This is a genomic window from Actinotignum stranguriae, assembly GCF_051265215.1.
GTDB classification, from domain to species: Bacteria; Actinomycetota; Actinomycetes; order Actinomycetales; family Actinomycetaceae; genus Actinotignum; species Actinotignum schaalii_C.
The window spans coordinates 68,130-88,115 of record NZ_JBOZCJ010000004.1; the positions used below are offsets into that span (position 1 = coordinate 68,130).

Genomic DNA, 19,986 nt, shown 5'->3' on the forward strand with positions numbered 1-19,986 from the left:
GAAGAGTGGTTGGCGTATCTCCCGTAGGTGGCGGGGCTTGTTCGGGTACTACCGAACGGGCCCCGCCACTGTTGTGTTGTTGTGGATCTCGGGCTAATAGAAAAGTGGTTGCCAATGACATCCGTCGTCAGCTCTGATCCAGGCCTCTACCGCACACGAACTGGGGTGCCGAGGGGGAGAAAGAGCATCACTGGGCCATATCTGACGGCCTGCTTTTTACCCGCTCTTTGGAGGCGGACTTAGGATTTACCATTATTTTCCGCTCCTGCCATCATCATGTCATAGTGATACCTGTGCGCACCATTCCCCTCTTTGTAAAAAACATTTCTAAAAAGATCTAACCAGAGATCGGTATTTTCCGATTCGGGTAGATAGTCGTCCGCCTCTATAATGGAATGTGACCCAGTGTTAGTCCAGGCAATAAGTGCCTTATGCATTACCTGTTCCTCGAGCGAGAGGTCTTCTCCAAGGTAATTTAAGTTATGCAGGCCAACAAGATCTACAAAGTACGTTTCTAGAATCCTACGAAGAACGTTAGGGAGCCAGGGTTTTCCGCAATATGGACTAGACTTTGCAATTGCTACTTCGTCCCAGAGCTCCTGGTAAGAATTGCGTATAGGATTCTTTTTCTCGGGTCCCTGAATACGATTTGCGCCGGGGGAAAGTTTACGAATTCGATAAAAAGCGACATTTTTTGGAGTTTGATTCCTATATTGCACACAAAGCTCATTATGAAAGCGTCTATTGTGTGTAAGGATAATAAGCTGCTTCACGCGGTCATGCGTTCCTTCTTTAACTTGTTTAATGAGTCGTCTGATGAGCCAGGAAACGACGAACATAATCTCAGAGTCGAGGCTTGAAATAGGGTCATCAATTACGGCGACTATGCGGTCCGTTTCGTCATCCTGCTTAACCGAAAATAGGGAGTGGTAGAAATATAAGAATGTGACGAAAGTTCGCTCCCCTTCGCTTAATGATTCAATATCAACCAGGTCGCCATTCGGTCGGATTAACCTATAGCCGTCCGAATTTCCGGAAGCGGAACAGAGTTTAAAACTTCGGAAACGTGCATCCTCAAGAAGGTTGTTTATCAGTTCGATTGTGCGCTGACTTGAGGTTGAACGCGAGTGGAGATCCGTTAAATTGTTGCTTATCTCGGTAAGGTCGGATTCCATTCCGTTAATCTTCTTGGAGAGTCCTGCAAGCTTTTGATTTAGTATTCCTTCCAAACGATTAAATGAGTCGATTAGATCCTTGAGGTGTTCATTCACGAAGACTTTCCAGGATTGTGTTTGGATTCTCTCCCACTCTTTTTCCGAATTCTTCCACCGGTCATTTAAATTACTGATATCGAGATTAGCCTCAGTTACGAGTCGATCCAGCGCATCGTATTTATCAGCGATCATTACCGGGGTGATTGGCGCCGAGGGGCTTGCGAGTTTTTGTGTGAGGCTGCTTTGCAATTGGCGTATTGCGCTTTTTAGATTCTCGAAAACTAAAGTAACGTGATCGACCGGTGTGAAACGAGCTAGTTTTCCAACATGTTCCCTTTCGTAAGCTGTAATTTGCTGATGTGCGGAATCTAAAATTGTCCTGAAGCTTTGAATGGCTGCGATAGCGTTTCGGTAAGTGGCGTCGAATACGCTCTCGATCTTAGATTTTAATTCTTCTGAAACTTCTTGTTGGCAGAATGGGCAAACATTGTCAATATTGTGTTGATCATTAAGGTAGTCAATTCCCTCCCTAACCCAATCGGAATTTGAGAGGGAATTAACCAATGCAGATAGCGGAACGTCAGCGCTCCCGACGATCGGTTTACTGAGCAAGGAATAGAAGTATTGTGCATTCCGAAAGGTCGAAGGAGGGGGCGGGCATGTGCTAATGGCACTTTCAGTTTCTCTCATTTGGTTTAGGTCGTTTGCCATTTTTTCGAGACTGTCAAAGGTTCCGTCTTGAGGGTTGTAAGGTTCGGACGCTACACGCAGAGCTTCCTCAAGGCATTTCCTTTTATTTCCTTTTGTTTTCGGCATTTTCTGCCTTAAAACATCGGGGATTGAACCGAGCCGTTCCCAAATTTTTTCTTGCAGGGCCTTCTTTTCGGTCTCTAATTCTTCAGCGGTGTTGGTGTGGTCGGCCTTATAATTCGCTAATTTGGTGTTTATTTTATTTTGCTCTACTGTGAGGTTGTCAATTTTCTTAAGGGTTTCAGCACTGTCTTCACCGAGAAGAAATACACCCGGTTCTTCACCTTCTGGTTTCGCAAAGACGGATCGAGCGTAACTCCTATTATACACGCGAATTGTATCGGGGTTGCCTCCCCAATGAACCGCCTGGTTACCTTCAGGCGATAAGGTTGTCAAAAACTCACTTATTGTCGTTTTGCCGGAGCCGTTCGGTCCATAGATATGGTTAATAGTTTCGAGGTTGTTGAGTCTGGCGTCAACGTCGAAACAGGGGAAAGCTTCAAGGTTGATGTTTTTAATCATGATTCTCCTAGCCTACGGATGGGGCGCGGACCGTTTATTGGGCGGTTGATTGTTTGAGTGCCGTGCTGTTATTTGCAACGATATGAAAAACAGTTTCGAAGTGAACATTCAAACGAATAATAGAAAGGGATGTCATTTTGGTTAGGCTCCTTATGAGAGGGCTCGGTCGATAGTTAGACGGATAAAACTCTCGCTCCCCTTGTCATAGCGGTATCGGGTGTTTTCCCCGTTTTGAATGAGCTCAACGGCAGTGGCGATGGCTTCGCGGGGGACGATGAACCATTCGCTCGGGTCGTAGTTTCTGCCCTCGCTATCGATTTGCGAGAGGGATACTTTTACGTCCGCGAAGATCTGGTGGAGCAGATGCTCCAATTTCGCGGCGTTCACATCGTAGGTGACGTATGTGTCCACAATTTCGACGGGTGCCATGAGGTAGGTAGGTGATTGTTCCGCCCCGGCGATGCGCTTTTCTACCGGCCCGCGCGAGAACCCGATCTTGTGGAGGTTGCGCAGGCTGGAGATTTGCGGATCTGTGGAGAGGGAACGCAGCACATAGATCCACCCGGTTGGAGTTTCGTCCGGGGAAGCTTCGTTGGTAATTTCACTAGAGGCCTCAACATCCGCCGAGGGTTCGGCGTAGGCAAGGTCGTAAGCAACATCGGCGGGTTGGGTGATGATCCGGCCATCTTCCTCTCCCATTCGTCCCGCGAGGGATTGGCGGAAGAGATCAGATTCGGTCCCGTTTTCGAAAATGACGCGTAACCGTTGCCGGGTGCGGATTTCACCGCCGGTAAGGTGTTTTTCGTCGTCTCCTTGGAAAGCTACATATCCCATGACTCCGTTGAGTACGAAGTACAGGCCCTCACGAATCGCGTTGATGCCGGTGTCTAGACTCTTATAAGGCTTCTGCTCCACGACCCCGGCCGATAGCTGTGCATGCTTCGCCTTGAAAAGTGGCTCAAACTTCTCAAACTCTTTTGCTTTCACGCGTTTGGCCACGTAGTCCGGCGCTGTATTAGTCCGCGGCGGCGCAGCGGGGAGCCGGGACACATCGGTGATCCCGTATCCGTCGTCCAGGAGGTTGAATTCATCGGAGGCCAGAACATCGTCGATGCTCTGCGGGGCTTCTTCGCGGGTGAGCAGCCCGAATTCCGTGTCGAGATCCTTGAGCTTCTCAAGCTTTTCGGGATCGGCACGGATTCCCTCCAGGCGCGCCCCGAGTTTGCGCTCCCCAATAGAGCGGGTGTGCGGATCGGGTTCGCGCCCTTCTTTGGCCCGGAAATCCACGATTTCCAGGAAGGCGCGTTCTAGCCGGTCTTCACTGGTGAAACGCCGCGGGGCGGGAGGGGCGTCAAGCAGCCCTTCGGTATCGGAGGCGAGGATCTTCGCGAATTCCGCTTCAAAATCGAAATCAGCCATTAGTTCTTATCTCCCTGTGAAGCATCGGCGCTCGCGGTACGTGCCGGCACCGGCACATCTTCAGCGTGCTTGCCGCCGCTGCGCACTGTCGCGGGTTCGCTCTGCTCCACTCCAGCCGCAGCTTCAGCTGCTGCTTCGGCCGCGGCTTTCTCAGCATCATGCTTTGCTTTTTCACGTTGCAGGATGAGCAGGCCTTCGGCATACATTTTCTCGGTGGGGTCGTCGCTGCGGACGTCCGGCCGGCGGCCATTGACCTTGACCCAGTCGGTGATTGCGGGCCACATCTCCATTGCTTCTTCCGGCTTCAGGGTGATGCGGGTGGCGGCAATGGCGTCCTGGATGATGCGCAGCACCGGGCTGGAGACCTGCTTGGACATCACTTCGAAGGCCTTCTGGAAGGGGTTGATGGATTCGATGAGGTCGATATTGATCTCATCGATATCCACGAACTTATTCCCCATTTCCACGAAACGCCGGTCACCCACGGTCCGCACTTCGCCAGATTTGATCACGGAGGAGACCACCACATGCTGGCGGATTTGCTCGACTTCTTTCTCAGTGATGTCCGGGTAGGTTTGGCGAATGATGCGCGGGATAAGCACCTTGTTGATGACTTCGGGTTCCGCAGCTCCGGCCGCGGCCCGCGCCACCTGGTCATCTTGCAAAATATTGGCCTTGAGGTCATCAATACCGGTGGCGATAATCTCCTTGGCACGCTTCGTCGTGGGCTCCACCAGGCCTTTGACTTCCAGGGTGCCGGGATCTGGGGTTTCGTCTGTGTTCCGCTTGGCTCGGAAGTTGTAGTTCGGGGCAAGCACCTGTTCCATGAGCAGCGCCGCGGTGATACCTTTCAAAACGTTATTGACGGTAAGTGTCACTTCGTTTTGGGTGGCATCCGGTTCGGCCAAAAGGTTGGTGAACTGGGCGTGGCTTTTCCCGGGGCTATCGCGGGTGACGCGCCCGATGATCTGGATGAGTTCGGTATGGGAGGCACGGTAGCCAACCGTGAGGGCGTGTTCGGCGAAAGGCCAGTCGAAACCTTCTTTCGCCATGCCGAGCGCGATGATGATATCGGCGGCGTCGCGATTCTTCGCGGCCACATCAGTCAAGTACACCAGGGTCTTAGCGCGCGCTTTCTCATCGCTATCGTCCACAAGGTCGGCCACGCGCAGCACGGCACCGGTGTCACGCCGCCGCACGAAGATCATGCAGTCATCTCCGGGGAAACGCGGCTCTACCTGCGCAACTTCTTCGGGCGAAAGCACCTCGCCGATAATGTCGAGGATTTTCCCAACTTCTTCGTACTTGTCCTTGGTGGATTCCCCGGAGTTCACGGACGGGATATGCAGAATGGTTTTCTTGTCGAGGTCCAGCACTTCCGCGATGGCGTCGGTATAACGGCCCTGGTAGAAGTGGTGGCCGATCCCTAGTGTTTTCAGGTACTGGTAGCCGTTGAGCTGGTCGTAATAGTTGAAGGTGACGGGCGTGAATTTCGCTTCGTCTTTCGGGTCCAGCACAGGCACGGAGTCACCGCGGAAATAGGAGCCGGTCATGGCGATGATATGTGCGTCGGACTGCTCCATAATGGCATGCAGCACGGAACCGAGCCGGTTGTTGTCTAGGTCTGCGGAGACGTGATGGAATTCGTCAATCGCGATCACACAGCCGTTGAAGTCCTCGGGTTTGGCCTGTTCAAAGGCGAAACGCAGGGTGGCGTGCGTGCAGACGAGTGTGGCATCCGGCCCTTCCAGGAAACGCAGGAATGCGGCGACTTTCGATTCGTTACTGCCGGGTGTACACAGGTTGTTTGCCGGTTTGACGTCCCAGTCCGCGAAGAAGCCGTAGGTGGTGAGGTCGGTGGGCGCGAAGGATGCGCCGATGGAGCGTTCGGGTACCGCCACGATGACCTTGCGCCGGCCCTGGTTGAAGAGCTTATCGAGCGCGATAAACATGAGCGCGCGCGATTTCCCGGAAGCGGGGGGCGCTTTGATGAGCAGGTACTGGGAGGCGCGCTGTTCATAGGCACGAGCCTGCATTTCCCGCATCCCGAGCTCATCGGTCGCAACCGATTTCCCGGTTTGCGCATAGGTCACGTCCACAACGTTTTCGGTGGCCACGGCTATTTCCCTTCTGCTTCGATCATCTGTTGATACTTCGCGAATAGCACCGCGAGGCGTTCCTCATCGGATGCGAACGGGGTGCTCTTGTAAAGTCTATCGACTGCTTCGTCAATTTTTTCGTGTGCTTCGCGGAGGTTGCGCGGCATGTGGTCCGGGTCGTAGAGCTCGGCTAAGGTTTTTTCGCAGTGGTATTCGCGTACATCGAGTACGCGTAGCGCGCGTTTTGTGAGTTCTTCTTTCGACGACGCCGACAACTCTGGCACGGGGAAAGTGTTATAGACCAAGGTATTCGAGTACCGGAAGTCGGTTTTCATCTTCCCGCCAACGGTACGTAGCCAGGCCATGTGCATTTTCGAGGTTAGCAAGGCGAACAGCCACGGCTCAGCATCGTAAACAGCGAAGGAAGCATCGGAGATGACAGTGTTCGAATCAAGATATCCGATGGGCACGTAAGATCGGCGTTCGGAAGAATGGCGTGGAACGATGATTGAGTCGGTTGGCTTGTAGCTCGTGAATTCAAATTTCCACGGGGACTTAGCAAGGTTTTGAGTTGCTGTTTTCCTACTTGACAACCGGAATTTAGCAACGCGATCTAGATGCTTCTTCACGAAAGCGATGCCACCGAGTTTCGGGACATTTTCTTGTTCGATCCACAAGCAGAAGCGGTCTTTTCCGTTTATGAAGTCATCAGCCCCCGCAAAAGCTTTAATAACTTGGTCGAGTTCAGGGTTTGTTGTCAAAGCTTCTGCGGTCTCATCTGGGGAGAGGATGAGGTTTCCTCCGTCAGTAGGTTTTGAACCGTTGGTCATTTTCGGCAATGTGGGTGAAAGGACTGTACGACGGGAAGGGACATAAATATCCGGACCGCTAATGAGGTAGGCGTTAATATTCTCAACCGGAGTTCGCACCAGGTCCGTGAAGAGGTATTTCGGCTCGGAAGATTCATTGCGCAGGCTAATAACTGCTACGGTCACTCCCGCATTATGGGAGGCATTATTACTCCATTTGAAGGAGGTGTAGGCGTAGCCGATTTCAATACCGCCCGTGAAAACATGGGGGTGGAGCAGGGCAACCTGCTCACCCTGGGTGATGGAATTCGTGGTCACGAAAGCGAGCTTGGCCCGGCTGCCGCGAATGTAATTGGCACCCTTAATGAACCATAGGGCAACGTAATCAAGCTTCTTCGGGTACTTCGCGCTATCGAAAACATAGGCGAAGTCCTCTTTTTGATCCTTGGTCTGGTACGTACTTCCTACATAAGGCGGATTTCCGATAATGTAAATTTCATCTGTTCCGTTATTGGGGCAGACCTCGTTCCAGTCGAGGCGGGTGGCATTGCCATGCACGATGTGCCCGGTTTCTTTGAGCGGGATGAGGGGAATATCCAGGCCGAACTTGGCTTTGAACTCCTGGTTCATCTGGTGCTTGGCGATCCAGAGTGAAAGGATGGCCATCTCCACGGAGATGTCATCAATTTCGATGCCGTAGAAGTTCTCAATATTGATAACCGAGGATCCGAAGCCCAGGGTGGCAGCGCCGAGCTTTTCTTCTTCACCCATGCCGAGCAGACCCCAGCGGCCTGCCGAAGAAAGGGAATCGATGCGGTCTAGGATGGCATGCTCGAGCTTCCGCAATTCCTTATATGCGATAACTAAAAAGTTGCCGCTGCCGCTGGCCGGATCAAAAAGCTTGATTTTTGAAATTCTTGTGAGGAGTTTCTTGAGGCGGGGTACCGATTCGCAGGCTTTGTCATATTCGTTCCAGAGTTCATCCAGGAAAAGCGGCTTGATTGTTTTGAGGATATTGGGCACCGAGGTGTAGTGCTGGCCCAGATTAGCGCGCTGATCCTTATCCACCACCGCCTGGAACATGGATCCGAAAATATCCGGGTTGATTTCCGACCAATCCAGGGTGCCGAGCTCCAGGAGCGAATCGCGCGCGTGCTTGGTGAATTGGGGGACTGTCAAAGAGGCGGCGTCGTCGTTATTAATACGGAAAAGGCGACCATTGACGTAGGGGAAGCTCTGCAAGTAGACGGGTTTATCTGCGGAGCTTGGGGTATCAAGCGCGTGGAAAAGTGCGGTGAGGAATGCGGCGGTGTCAGAGCCGTCGCGCTGGGTGTGTGAGCCGACCGCGCTGGTGAACTGGCCTTTTGCGAAGATGCCGGTATCCTCCGCGAAGAAACAGAAGAGAAGGCGAGTGAAGAAGATGTTGAGGCTGTGGGGAGATTTGTCCTCGTGGAAGAGGTTGGGGTTGGCGGCGAGGAGTTCGTCGTACACCTTGCTCATGTGTTCGGCGGCGCGGCGGTCCGCGTGGGTATCCGAGGAGAAATGTTGTTTCTCCATATTCGCCCAGGGGAGGAAGAAGGTGAAATCGCTGGCGAGTTTGGCGAGGGGGATGCTGAGAGAATCGCCGGTTTTGGTGTCAATTGCGGCGAGGGATTCGTAATTCGTGGCGATGACGAAGCGGGTATTGAAGCGGAGCGCGGCTTCGCTGGTTTTCATTTCCAGCGCGGCGGCCATGAGGTCACGGCTGGTTTCAGCCAGGTAGATCTTGTTTTTCCACACGATATCGCGCTCCGGGTTCGCCGCGACGTTGAGCGAGCTGGCGGTGGTGGAACGCAGGCGGGTGACGCTGGATTTGGAGATGCCGTAAGCGAGGAGGAGGTCGAAGAAGAAATCGCGGGTGAAGGGCGCACGGGAGGTGAGTTTCTTGACGTGCTCCTCAATACTCTGGAGAGTGATGGCCACGGCCGGCTCCTTTCGCGGACGGGCCCGGGCGCGGCGCAGGTGCGGCGGCCTGGGCGATACGTTCCTATCTTAGAGGGGGCTTGCGACAGAAAATCGGTCATCTACGTCATGTCCGCTGGGACGGAGACTCGCTGCGGAGCTGTGTGCAAGGGTATTACATTCATGGTTATAATATAACCATGAGTAGTAATAGCTTCGGTCGGGATCCCTTTGACGAGGTTCACGGTCTTGCTCGCGATGTTTTCAATGAACTCAACGAGGTCCTTAGTGACGGTATGGCGGCAGCTTTCGCGAATATGGGGATTCGGTTAGCTGGACTATCTCGTAAAGAGGATCCGCATGCTTTTGGGCTAATAATACGAAGTGAACTTCGCGACTACTTGAAGCACTCTCAGCGGCTCGAAGGATGGCAGATTCGGGGGAAGTCGCAGTGCTTAGGAGAGCTGTTACTCGTGAAGCCTGAATGGGGCGTTGAAGTTCGGATGTTGAAAGAACGCTCAAACGACTCGGCCTTGGCTATCGAAGAATATCTTGGTAGCCAACGGGAGAAATGCAACTCCGCAGAGGTTCAGGTTGCGATAGGTATACCTATCGATGTTGAACCTTTGCCACACGAAAATCCTTATAAATTCGTCTTCTACTGGGATTATCGGGATCAAAATGGTCAAATCGAAGGTTGTAAATGCCGCTTGGTCATGATTACAGGCCCTGGAGAAAATCGGATTCCGATACCTACGTGGGTATCAATGCCTATTTCTACGGAAATTGCAGTGAGTGAAGAAGAAAAGTGGCAGTACGCCAGCGAAGACAATGGCTACGACTACTATGGGAGGCAGGCAAACGATAGTCCGGCAAACGGAGAATTGGAGTGCAGCCAATAGTGGACGGCTGGGTTAGAGCCGAGAGGCTTCGAGCTCTGAAAGATATCACGGGAGTGAGTCAGCAGGATCTTAGTGACCTGCTGGGCGTGAGCCAATCCTTTATCTCCAAGGTGCTCCGGAAAGAAAACATGCTTTCAGAGGAGCACGCGGTGCGGGCAGCGGAAGGTCTCCATGCGCCACTGTCTTTCTTCGCGGTAGATGATTCGAAGTTCGCCAACACAACCGCGACTTTCCGTAAATCTAGTACCGCCACAGTAACCGCTGAACGCAAGGTCAATCAGCTCGCGCGAGAAGTTAACCGCGCCTGGGATGTAGTTTCACGAGAATCTGGGTACCTCGATTTTCCCAGTACTGATTTGCTTGCTGCGGGCTTGGGTGTGGAAAAGGTCGCTGAACAGACTCGTAAGGTTCTTGGGCTCAGTGCCACGGAGCCGATTCAGAATGTCACCCATATCCTCGGGCTTCTTGGGGTTGCTGTGGTGTACCCCTTACTGGAGGACGCCGAAGACGCCGGACACCTCGCGATTTCCCTGCCTAGCAGGGAAAATACTCGCCCAGCGGTCAGTATTGTGCACCGTACGGAGGGTGCGCGCCAGCGCCTCACCCTCGCTCACGAACTTGGGCACCTTCTATTCGATCAGGATCTTTCCCAGCCGATTCATTCCACTCGCGCTCCGCAAGAACGCCGTGCCTACGATTTTGCGGGGGCGCTTTTGCTTCCGGAGTCCGTGGCGCGGGCGCGTATTAATGAAACGACGCTGCTACGTAGCTTGCTCGATATCAGGCGAGAATACGGAATCAGTGTGGCAGCCACCGCAGTGCGTGCCCAGCGCCTTGGGATCATTACGCAGCACCGTTTCCGGAGCCTACAGATTCAGTTGGCCAATGCCGGCTGGCGTAAGCGCGAGCCGGTGATTGTCCCTCCGGAAAAGCCTTCCTTGTTCAGGCAAGCGGCGGAGCGAGTATTCGGCAAGAAAGCCCTGGCTTTTAGGATGTCCGAAACTTTGGGGCTCAAACCGGAATGGATCAACTCCTGGCTGCATCTCGATTCCGCTGCCGATACCGCTACTGTGGGCAAGTTCGGTGACGGTGGCGAATCGCAGGTTATCCAGTTGCGCCAGAGATAAGCAGAGTGAAAAGAGGATCAGCCCACACCAAGAAAACTTGGGCAGGCTGAACTATTGGCTTGACCGTAGCACGCAAGTCTGTGTCCGTTCAAGTGAATTACTTCGTGTTTGCATCTATGGCTCCGATACGCGAGCCGCGCCCATTTAGATGCCTTTACGGATCTTGCGGAGTTCGCGCATCGCTACCTCGACATCCTCGGGAGTCTGGTCATAAAGACCCAACTCGTACGTAATATCCGAGATATCGTCCAGCGCTTCCTTTGCCACCCGCCGCTGCTTCTCGCGATAGTTCAGCACATCCGAGAGCCGGAGATGGGTGGTAATTTTCCAGAACGGTATAACGCCTTCCTCGCATAGCTTCACAACGGTCGGGAGGGCCATATTCAGCAGATCGGCAGCTTCCTGAGTGGAAATTTCCCTATCCCCATCGGGTTCCTCCTGCACGGCCATTGAAATCTGCGCGCGCAGCAGAGGCGGAACTTCTACAGCAATACCATCAAAAACCAATTCGACCCTGCGTGCGTGAGCGAGGAGCTGGCAAATTCGATCCATCGCCTCCAGATCTACCTGAGTATTTTTCTGATCATCCGAAGTCGTCATGGCACACCTCCTTTTCGTTTCTGGTGTAACTGCCCTTGCCCGGGTGGGTGGGTAGGGAAGACTGTATCTGTAAGCAGCGGTCGAAAAGTAGTCCAACCATCGACCGTGCATGGAATCCTATGACTTCTAAAGCGGAAGGTATTTGAGCACTTCCGTGGAGAAGTGCGGTGTGTGGGTGGCGATCCCTGCCGCTACCTCGCGTTCTGATAGTCGGTGACCCTTGTGCCCAGTGCGTCGCGCGATATTTCGAATAGCTTGGGCGATGGGTAAAGGACTCTCCCACCACAGTTCAAGGAGGAATTCATCAGGATGTTGCGCGGTGAGATTATTGGGAAGAAGCGCAGACGGAAAGTGCTTGAGGTTGAACGTGACGATCACATCTGATCCGCTTCGGAGAGCGCCCTCAATAATATGTGCATCACCGAGATCAGGCAGATCGCCATAATTCTCTATCGAGTCACAAAGGATCCCGACTCGCGCTACTGGAAAAGCATGATTCATTTGGTGCAGCAGACGGGCGGAATACTCAATAGTTGCTGGTATAGGAATTCCGCGTTCCCTCCGCAATCGCGAGACAGTCCTGATCAATTCCGTTTCTACTCCGGGTGACCAAGAGATACGGTAAACGCCGATGAAAGCGATCTCAAAGAGAACGTCCCGCAGGCGCGAGGGGACGATCACGCAAGCATCGAGAAAAGCCGCGCGCATTAGTTCCCACTGCCCATCTCGCGGATTGCCTGGTCGATGACTTCGGGGTCTTCGTCGTAATCGCCCATGGCGTAGGAATCTGCCATGAGAGCATCGAGAGCTTCACGAGTTTGCTGCCGCTGCTTTTCGCGATAGTTCAGAACATCCGAGAGCCAGAGCCGGCGATGGGTTGTAATTTTCCGGAACGGTATTGCGCCTTCCTCGCATAGCTTCACCACGGTTGGGCGGGTCATATTCAAAAGGTCGGCAGCTTCCTGAGTGGAAATCTCCCTATCCCCATCCGGTTCCTCCTGCACGGCCATCGAAATCTGCGCGCGCAGCAGCGGCGGAATTTCGATAGTGACACCATCAAAGGTCAATCCAACCCTGCGTGACTTAGCGAGAAGCTTGCGGATTCGATCCATGATCTCCGGATCAATCTGCGCGATTTTGTCATCGTGTGAAACAGTTGTCACGTCACACCTCCTTTTCGTTTCTTTCGTTTCTAGTGTAGTGGGTGACGCTCATCGAGGGAAGACTTCATCACGCTGGTTGGGGAACCCCGCATCGCCCCCACCTTGGCCAAGCCGCTACGATAGGGCACATGGCTCAAGTTCCGGTGTCCGCTATTCATCCTGTTGCCCCTGACCACCTGGGCGCCGTCGCCCTTTTTAGTGCGCCGATTGACGTGCGCGCGGCGCTGGAACGCGTGGAAGTGGACGGCCAGGCCCTCGATGTCCACCTGGATGAGCTCCCCGGCGGGCAGGTGTTCAATTTTCTGGCCAGTGGCGTGACCGTGCTGCTCACGCCCGTCTCCGGGCCGGCCGCGCTGGAGGGCGCCACTCCGCCGCACGCTTTTCACATCATGATGACGTTCTTCTCCGATATGGCGCGCTCCGGGGAGGACATGCCCGACCCGGTGAGCGACGACTTTGCGGCGCGGCGTCGTACCTCCATGCACACACTGCACCGGGTGTACACGGCCGTGATCCGTTCCCTCATGGGCGAGGAAGCCGCGGTGGGCGTGGCGCGCCCCGAGCTGGGCATCATCTACCCCGCCGATGTGGTGACCGGTTATCGGATCGACGCCGCAGACCCGTTCCTGCTGTGGATTTACGTGCCGATACACGCCGGCGAGGTGGTGTCCGGGCGCACCGTGGGCCTGCCGCTTTTCGGGCACCTCGACCTCGAGGTGAAGGACAGTCACCGCCCGCGCGAGGCCGTGTACGAACTGCTCGCGAACACCGCCGGATATATTATTTCCGACGGCGCAACCCTCATGCCAGGGCAAACTCTGGGCACCGCCGCTGATGAGTCCATCGCCATCGCCCAGGGCCGCGACGGCGACACTCCGACGCTGTGGTTGCTTTACTAGTTCTCCCCGAAATAGGGCGCGATTCTGCGATTGAACACATCCAAATTTGCGGTGTAGTTTGGGAACGCCAGGGCAAGATTTTCCGGTGTGCGCGCATGAACTAATACCGTGTCGCGAGTTTGCCCAAATACATCATTTTCTTCGCGGTCATTGTAGGCGCGTACGGCATTCGCGAGGGCCGAGTGTGCAAAAGGCTCGGCTCGCAGGCTCTGGGCTTCCTGGTCGTATTCGAGGACGTACAAGCTTGTGCCTTCGCCACCGGCGGTGGGTGCTGGGATGAAGTTCTGATAGCTGCTGGCGGATGAGTTGGCAAGATCGTGGAAGAGAACGCGGTACTTTTCAGATGCTCTCAATTCTGCGAGAAGCTCGTTTTCATCGGAGGGCATTCCGGGTGGAACGGGTTGATTCTCCGAGAGAGCGAAAAGTGCGGAGACAATCTGGAAGAACCTGCGATTGGTTTTTTCGGATTCGTCCATGGTGGCCGCTATGGCTGGGTTTTTGTAATTCCGTTCGTACATGAATCCAGCAACCTCGAGAGCGGTGGCCCACGCGTGTTGAAGAAATGTTCGGACCTGGATCTCGATTCGATGCGACGTGGGTGTTGGGGGTGTCAGAGTAATCAGGTGGTAGGACCTGTATCCACTACGTTGCGGTGCTCGTATATAGTCCTTCACCCCGTTGTTGGGTTTGAGATCCATCTTTTTGGAGAGAGTGGTAGCAATATCGAAAACATCATCGCAGCTATTCGTGATGATGCGGCAGCCACCGATATCATCCATGGCGCCCAGGTGAAAATTGTTCGTCGGACGACTGAGCTTTGCTACGATGGAGCTAATTCGCTTGAGTCGGAAAGTGACAAGGGAGCCAGGGATATCTGCGGTAATATCCCGGGCCACAGCAAAAGCGTTGAGGGTTGGTTCCAGATGTTGGGAACGCCAGTTTTGGAGGGTAACAAGCGCATTCGCGGAAAACTGGTCTTCTTGACAGCGAACCTCAGCATCTTCAGGATGCTCGGTGTAGAGCTTCGCCAAGACCCTGCCGGCGCTCGTTGCGGCGGACTTGGAGATTGTGGAGCTCGGGCTTTCGTCCATGCTAGAATTATAACCAAATTGCCGGTCCGAATACGTGACGTGAGGAGGTGCGGGATGGCGAATGTCGAAGATATTGCCGGGCGTATTCTTGAGCGCTGCGGGCGGATGACCACGATGAAATTGCAAAAACTCACCTTCTACTGCCAGGCCGCTTATCTCGGTCAAACTGGCCGGCCTCTTTTCGACGGAGACTTTCAAGCGTGGGTGAATGGCCCGGTATCACCAGATCTCTTCGCTCAACACCGGCACAAGTTTTTCATTAACCCGGGCGAGCTGCGCAGTCGGGGTGAAGGGCTTTCTGATCAGCAGCGGGGCGTTGTTGATGCCGTATGCGCGAAGTTGGGCGAGTTGAATCCAAACGAGTTGGTTGAGAAAACTCATCGCGAAGCTCCGTGGCGGGAAGCTCGCAAGGACTGTGATACTGAAACTCGCTCAACCGTGGTTATTCCTCGAGCTGTTATTGAGGAGTACTACCGGGCCAATCCGGTTCTATAGGTGGTGGCATAAGTAAAGGAGGGGTGACAGCACCCCTCCTTTACTTATCACTTCAAGGGTGTTTGGGATCCCGAACATGCAGGACAGGAGTATGAATTAGTAAATCCAATCCCCGCTCTGGGTGAAGATGAAATCGTCACCGGGGTACTTGCTGAGCTTCACGCAGCCGATAATGAAATCAACCAGCGGCCAGATGCCGAGGGTCAGCCAAGAAAGGAAAATCATCGCAATACCGAGGCCCACCTGCCCGCGCAGGAAACGGTGGACGCCGAAGCCTCCCAAGAAGAAAGCAAGGAGCACGTAAACGATCTTATTGACCGTGCGGAATTGCGGCTCTTGGTAGTAATAGGCAGGTGGTGGTGTGGGGTAGGTGTTCTGCTCCGGCGCCCACTGGTCGTTGGGGCGCGGGTACGGTTCAAAAGCGCTCATTGATCCAATCTCTCCTTGTGCCTGGTATGTCACGAGCTCCTGCCGAAAAGTATAGCTGGCGGGCGCGTGAGCTGGGTTGCTGCGCATGGAGCGTGAATACCAAGACTCTTAACGGCCCGAAGGTAATACTGAGATGATTGCGAAAGTGATAACAGAATAATTGCAAGAGTGATAGTAAAATCCTTGCAGGAGTGACAAAGGGGCGAGGAGTCGCTAGGCTCAAAGCATGGCTTATATTCGGCGCGCGGTCGATACAACACTGCAACAAGACCTGGAAATCATGGGTGGCGTGGTGATTGAAGGTGCGCGCGGCTGTGGCAAAACGGAAACCGGTATATTCCACTCCAAATCGGAATTCCGCGTGGACCAAGCATCCAACCAGCGCCTGGCGGAACTCAATCCCCAGGGAGTTCTGGAAGGCGATGTTCCCCGGCTCGTTGATGAGTGGCAGCTCGCCCCGATCCTCTGGAACGAAATCCGCCACGAAATCGACGCGCGGCGCGCTCCGGGCCAGTTCATTTTATCGGGCTCGGCCACTCCGGCTGACTCGATTACCCGCCACACCGGGGCTGGCCGGCTTTCCCGGGTGCGCATGCGCCCCATGGCCCTGGGCGAAGCCTATCCGCGGGAAGACCGCATCACCCTGAACGAGCTACGCACCGCCGCGCAGGTTCGCTACGTACCCGGTGCCCTTAGCTACTCCGAACTCGCTACCGAAGCGGTGCGAGGCGGCTGGCCCTTCCTTGTTTCCTCGCAAAATCCTGCCTTTATCCGATTCGTCCACAACTACGTGGACAATATCGCGCATGCGGACCTCGCGCAGGTGGACGCCCGCTTCGACCCGGAACGGGTGCGGCGCCTACTGCGCTCCCTCGCCCGTAATATCGCGAGTGAAACCGCGGCCACCACCCTCTCCCAAGATATTTCTGCGGACGGCGGCCAGCTCTCCCCACAAAGCGTACGAACCTACATAGATGCGCTCACCCGCATTTTCATCGTTGAGGAACTCCCGCCCTGGAGTGGGTCCTTGCGCTCAAAAACCCGGCTCCGTAAACAGGCGAAACTGCATTTCTGCGACCCCTCCCTGGCGCTCGCGGCCCTCCGCGCGACCCCGGAAGAACTCGCGAATGACCCCGAATATTTCGGTCAAATCTTCGAATCGATGGCGGTCCGGGACATCCGCACCTATGCAGAACAGATTGGCGCCACCTGTTTCGGTTACCGAGATAATACCGGCCTCGAAGTAGATATTCTGCTGGAGTTCAGCGATGGCCACTGGGCTGGCATCGAAGTGAAACTCGGTGAATCGGATAGCGCCGTGAGCGCGGGCGAACGCAATTTACTCCGGCTGCGTGACGCCCGCATGGTGAAGGCTCCGGATTTCTTGGCGGTGGTGACCGGCGGCCGCACCGCATTCACGTTGCCAAGTGGCGTTCATATTCTTCCCCTGAGCACCATGGGGCCGTTACTTACATAGCGATATCTACTCGTACCGTAGGGATACGCAATACATGCGGCGACAATCCTTCCGCACGGGATAGAACTGCCCCGCTTTCTCGATTCTTGCAACCGCATCGAGAAAGCGGGGCAGTTAGCGGGATGCTTATGTCAGCTGCGGTTATATGAGCAGCTGGTTGCGCTAATGATCGCGCCGGGAGCGCCGGATAACAAGTACCAGGCCCATGCTCAGCAATGCGAGGGCAGCACACCCGCCAGCGGCACCGGATGCGCCGGTGGGTACCAGCCGCTTCTCACCAGCCGGGTTGTCGGGAGTAGGAGTTGGCGTCGGGCTAGTGCTCGGCCTTGGCGGGGCAGGTGGCGTTGAAGTTTCGCTGGGCGTCGGCGTAGGCGTTGTGCTTTCGCTTGGGGTCGGCGTAGGTGCCGGAGTTTCGCTCGGCGTCGGTTCCGGCGTGGGCGTCCCGCTGGGCGTGGGAGTAGGAGTAGTCGTCGGAGTTGCCGTAGGTGTCGGCGTGGGTTCCGGGGTCACCGGAGGTACCGGTGGTACGGGAGGTGTGGGTGGCACATACACGTTCGTGAATTCAACGACCCGCGCATGCGGATGCGCGCCGGCGCTCTCCTTGCGCTCCACCCGGAAATGTCCGGCCAGACCCTCGGGGAGTTTCTCCGTCACCCGATAGGTCAGCGCGGTGCGCTCGGCCGGAGTTTTGGCTAGTTCCTCAGGCGTATACATCGGCAGTTTCTCCAGCTCAAACTGGAAATTCTTGCCCTCGCCACGCACCAGACTCGTGGCTTTGAGATAGGTGCGCGCCGGAACCGTGGCGATTTTCGTTTCGCCCTGCCAGCTTTCCACCTCGAAATTATCGAGATACGTATCCGGATCCACCCCGGCAATGAGATCCCCGCCGCCGGTCCACTGCTTCTTCACCAGCAAATCCAGGAAGGGCACGATCTCTACCTCATCGCCCGGGATGATATTGCGCAGCGGCGTCGTACCAAATTCGCGCACCTGCGCACGGAAGGTGACCTCCACGTTTTTCTCGGGCCGGTACGCAATCGGCGTAGTGAAATCAAAATTTGCCACGTGCGCGGCATCGTGATCTTCCAGAATCACCCGGCGAGTTTCCGGATCGTAACGCACCGCGTAATTCACGGTTGCCTTCCCGTCTTCGCGGACCTTCGCGCTGCCTTCCACGTAAGTGAGGCGTTCGTCCAGCTCATCGACCAGGGTCACGTTATTTTTCATGCCAATATCGACGTACTTACCGTATTTCATAATGAGCCGATGATCGCCGGGGATCTTCCCCGCAATCTTAAATTCGACGGTGTCCCCGATACCAGCGTGGCTGCGCTTCACTTCAGCTTGCGGCTGCTGCACAATTGTTTTGGTGAACGACGGCGCCTTGGGAATAAACATGCGCAAGGGAGTTTTGAATCCGAGGAGCGCCGTGGCCTCCGGGGTGTTATCGAAGCGGGCATCGCTACCGCCGTCAGGATTAATCCAGGTTTCCGCATCCGGGCTGGTGCTCGTCAAGCCGAGCACCTGCAAGCGGCCTGCTTCCGTGAGCCGGAAATGCTGCGCACGCTCCAGGTCAAAACCGCTCTTAAAACGTTCCGGTGCGCTCATAATACGCACCCGGTATTCCCCGGGCAGCACCTTGGTGAAGAGGTAACGCGGCGCCATGTCCGGTTCTTCAACTGACGTATCAACTAGCTCACCAGCCATGTTATACAGACCGAGTTCAAAGCCGGACTTCGCGTGGCGCACCCCGAAATTACCGAAAGTAACGCCCTCGATATCCGAAACCGTGAAGTACACCCGCTTGCCCAGGGTGACCCGCAAGGTGGAGGTAGTCGGATCGAAACTCTGCTTCGCTATCGAGTAGTAGGGATAAGACTCCGGGAGCTCGGGCAGCGAGAGCCGCGCGCCTTCCGGGATATTCGGTACCGTGATATCCGTGGTGAAATCACCGCGGCCCGCGGGAATTGCGAGCTGCGGGGCAGCATTCGGATTGGCCCGGCCATTCACCTCAAATGCCCAGCGGGCGTTTTTCCCGAGCACGTCAAAGGGGCGCTCAATAACCACGTGGAAGGTGGCGGTGCTCAGCTTCACTTCCCGCACACGCACCGTGAATTCTCCGGTATCACTGGATTCCACCGCGGTCACTTCATAGGTTTTTTCGGTGCCGCCATCACGAACCGTGAGCGGATCCATCGGTTTATTCGGATCCGGGCGCAGCGGGGGCGTGGTGAATTGGCCAGCGTCGTCGTATACAACGTTTTGCGTGAAATAGAAGCCCTGCGCATCGCGCTTAACAATCTGGCTGATCGAGTGGGGCCCATCCAAGGTGGGCAGCGCGAAGCGGTCAATAGTTCCCGTTACGGGAGCGCCATTCGCGTCCACGAGGCTCACGGAAACCCGTCGTTCAATATTCTCCTTGAGCACCACGTCGACGCGAAGATCACCCGATTCGGTCTGCGTGATCGGGACCCGCACGGTGTCACTGATCGTGCGGCCGAGCCACCCACCGGGAGCACGCAAGGTGTAAGGCAGGGTTTGGCCCGCGGTGTAGCCATCCGGTTCCGCTGTGAATTCCACGTCGTAGCGGCTCAGACCATTGGCCAGGGGCGTGGTGGACTTGACGTCTTCGGGAGCGATTTCCCATTCTCCGGCGCTCCACCCGGTTCCTTCCTCAAGTTTGAGGGATGTTATGTCCTGCCGCGTATAAATAGTGGCGTGCAAGACGAGCGCGGTGGGGGCGGGCGGAGCCGCAAGATCCGATGCCGCGGGATCAGGTTCCGCGTAGGCCTGCGGGAGCACGAGGGCGAGCACCGCGAGGAGCACTGTTATGACCAGGGGTTTCTTCTTCGAACGCATATTTGTTCCAGACAGCGCAGTCGGTATAGGGAATGCCTATAGGGAAATTATCTAAGAAAATGCTAGCACTCGGCCGGTAATTAGATTCAGGAATTAAGGCGCTTCGTGCCCCACAATATCCCGCTATAATCATGACCGTCCGTGCGGTGGCAGAGCCGGACACCATAACCATAATTTCTTGATATGCATG

At 55.1% G+C, this 19,986-nt stretch carries 15 protein-coding genes; 5 read left to right on the forward strand and 10 right to left on the reverse strand.

Annotated features, from left to right (window positions below):
• Window positions 1-239: 239 nt before the first annotated feature.
• The 4 genes from ACRQEG_RS02810 to ACRQEG_RS02825 form a co-directional block, all read right to left on the reverse strand.
• Window positions 240-2,486, reverse strand: coding sequence for an AAA family ATPase (locus ACRQEG_RS02810; protein WP_320757429.1), 2,247 nt, complete (start codon window positions 2,484-2,486; stop codon window positions 240-242).
• 150 nt (window positions 2,487-2,636) lie between these two features.
• Complete coding sequence (locus ACRQEG_RS02815) at window positions 2,637-3,905, reverse strand: GIY-YIG nuclease family protein (protein WP_320757430.1); 1,269 nt, start codon at window positions 3,903-3,905, stop codon at window positions 2,637-2,639.
• Window positions 3,905-6,022 carry a DEAD/DEAH box helicase gene (locus ACRQEG_RS02820; RefSeq protein ID WP_320757431.1) on the reverse strand — a complete coding sequence of 706 codons (2,118 nt, stop codon included), beginning with the start codon at window positions 6,020-6,022 and terminating at the stop codon, window positions 3,905-3,907. Before ACRQEG_RS02820 ends, ACRQEG_RS02815 begins: the two co-directional genes overlap by 1 nt.
• A 2-nt stretch (window positions 6,023-6,024) precedes the next feature.
• On the reverse strand, window positions 6,025-8,775 hold the full coding sequence (locus tag ACRQEG_RS02825) for a class I SAM-dependent DNA methyltransferase (RefSeq protein ID WP_320757432.1): 2,751 nt from the start codon (window positions 8,773-8,775) through the stop codon (window positions 6,025-6,027).
• A gap of 179 nt (window positions 8,776-8,954) precedes the next feature.
• Between ACRQEG_RS02825 and ACRQEG_RS02830 the strand changes: the two genes are divergently transcribed.
• Together ACRQEG_RS02830 and ACRQEG_RS02835 are read left to right on the forward strand one after the other, a co-directional pair.
• Window positions 8,955-9,656 carry a hypothetical protein gene (locus tag ACRQEG_RS02830; protein WP_320757433.1) on the forward strand — a complete coding sequence of 234 codons (702 nt, stop codon included), beginning with the start codon at window positions 8,955-8,957 and terminating at the stop codon, window positions 9,654-9,656.
• A gap of 53 nt (window positions 9,657-9,709) precedes the next feature.
• Window positions 9,710-10,783 (forward strand): XRE family transcriptional regulator, encoded by a 1,074-nt coding sequence (locus ACRQEG_RS02835; RefSeq protein ID WP_493927489.1) that lies wholly within the window; start codon window positions 9,710-9,712, stop codon window positions 10,781-10,783.
• 144 nt (window positions 10,784-10,927) lie between these two features.
• On the opposite strand, the gene ACRQEG_RS02840 is transcribed toward ACRQEG_RS02835, so the two are convergent.
• From ACRQEG_RS02840 to ACRQEG_RS02850, 3 genes are all read right to left on the reverse strand, one after another.
• Window positions 10,928-11,383 (reverse strand): helix-turn-helix domain-containing protein, encoded by a 456-nt coding sequence (locus tag ACRQEG_RS02840; protein WP_320757434.1) that lies wholly within the window; start codon window positions 11,381-11,383, stop codon window positions 10,928-10,930.
• A gap of 126 nt (window positions 11,384-11,509) precedes the next feature.
• Entirely contained in the window at window positions 11,510-12,091 is a 582-nt protein-coding gene (locus ACRQEG_RS02845) for a PIN family toxin-antitoxin system (RefSeq protein ID WP_320757435.1), read from the reverse strand.
• The gene (locus tag ACRQEG_RS02850) at window positions 12,091-12,546 is read right to left on the reverse strand and encodes a helix-turn-helix domain-containing protein (RefSeq protein ID WP_284901049.1); all 456 of its coding nucleotides are present in this window, start codon (window positions 12,544-12,546) and stop codon (window positions 12,091-12,093) included. The genes ACRQEG_RS02845 and ACRQEG_RS02850 overlap by 1 nt, the downstream gene beginning before the upstream one ends.
• Window positions 12,547-12,674: 128 nt before the next feature.
• Between ACRQEG_RS02850 and ACRQEG_RS02855 the strand changes: the two genes are divergently transcribed.
• The gene (locus ACRQEG_RS02855; RefSeq protein ID WP_435733774.1) at window positions 12,675-13,445 is read left to right on the forward strand and encodes a DUF4261 domain-containing protein; all 771 of its coding nucleotides are present in this window, start codon (window positions 12,675-12,677) and stop codon (window positions 13,443-13,445) included.
• Here ACRQEG_RS02855 and ACRQEG_RS02860 read toward each other — a convergent pair.
• On the reverse strand, window positions 13,442-14,536 hold the full coding sequence (locus ACRQEG_RS02860; RefSeq protein WP_320757437.1) for a GTP pyrophosphokinase: 1,095 nt from the start codon (window positions 14,534-14,536) through the stop codon (window positions 13,442-13,444). The two genes, ACRQEG_RS02855 and ACRQEG_RS02860, sit on opposite strands and share 4 nt — an antisense overlap.
• A 54-nt stretch (window positions 14,537-14,590) precedes the next feature.
• On the opposite strand from ACRQEG_RS02860, the gene ACRQEG_RS02865 reads away from it, so the two are divergent.
• Complete coding sequence (locus tag ACRQEG_RS02865) at window positions 14,591-15,031, forward strand: Panacea domain-containing protein (RefSeq protein ID WP_320757438.1); 441 nt, start codon at window positions 14,591-14,593, stop codon at window positions 15,029-15,031.
• 96 nt (window positions 15,032-15,127) lie between these two features.
• On the opposite strand, the gene ACRQEG_RS02870 is transcribed toward ACRQEG_RS02865, so the two are convergent.
• On the reverse strand, window positions 15,128-15,460 hold the full coding sequence (locus ACRQEG_RS02870; RefSeq protein WP_320757439.1) for a TM2 domain-containing protein: 333 nt from the start codon (window positions 15,458-15,460) through the stop codon (window positions 15,128-15,130).
• A 226-nt stretch (window positions 15,461-15,686) separates the two neighbouring features.
• On the opposite strand from ACRQEG_RS02870, the gene ACRQEG_RS02875 reads away from it, so the two are divergent.
• On the forward strand, window positions 15,687-16,937 hold the full coding sequence (locus tag ACRQEG_RS02875) for an ATP-binding protein (RefSeq protein ID WP_320757440.1): 1,251 nt from the start codon (window positions 15,687-15,689) through the stop codon (window positions 16,935-16,937).
• Window positions 16,938-17,099: 162 nt separating this feature from the next.
• On the opposite strand, the gene ACRQEG_RS02880 is transcribed toward ACRQEG_RS02875, so the two are convergent.
• Complete coding sequence (locus ACRQEG_RS02880) at window positions 17,100-19,796, reverse strand: isopeptide-forming domain-containing fimbrial protein (RefSeq protein ID WP_320757441.1); 2,697 nt, start codon at window positions 19,794-19,796, stop codon at window positions 17,100-17,102.
• Window positions 19,797-19,986 lie beyond the last annotated feature (190 nt).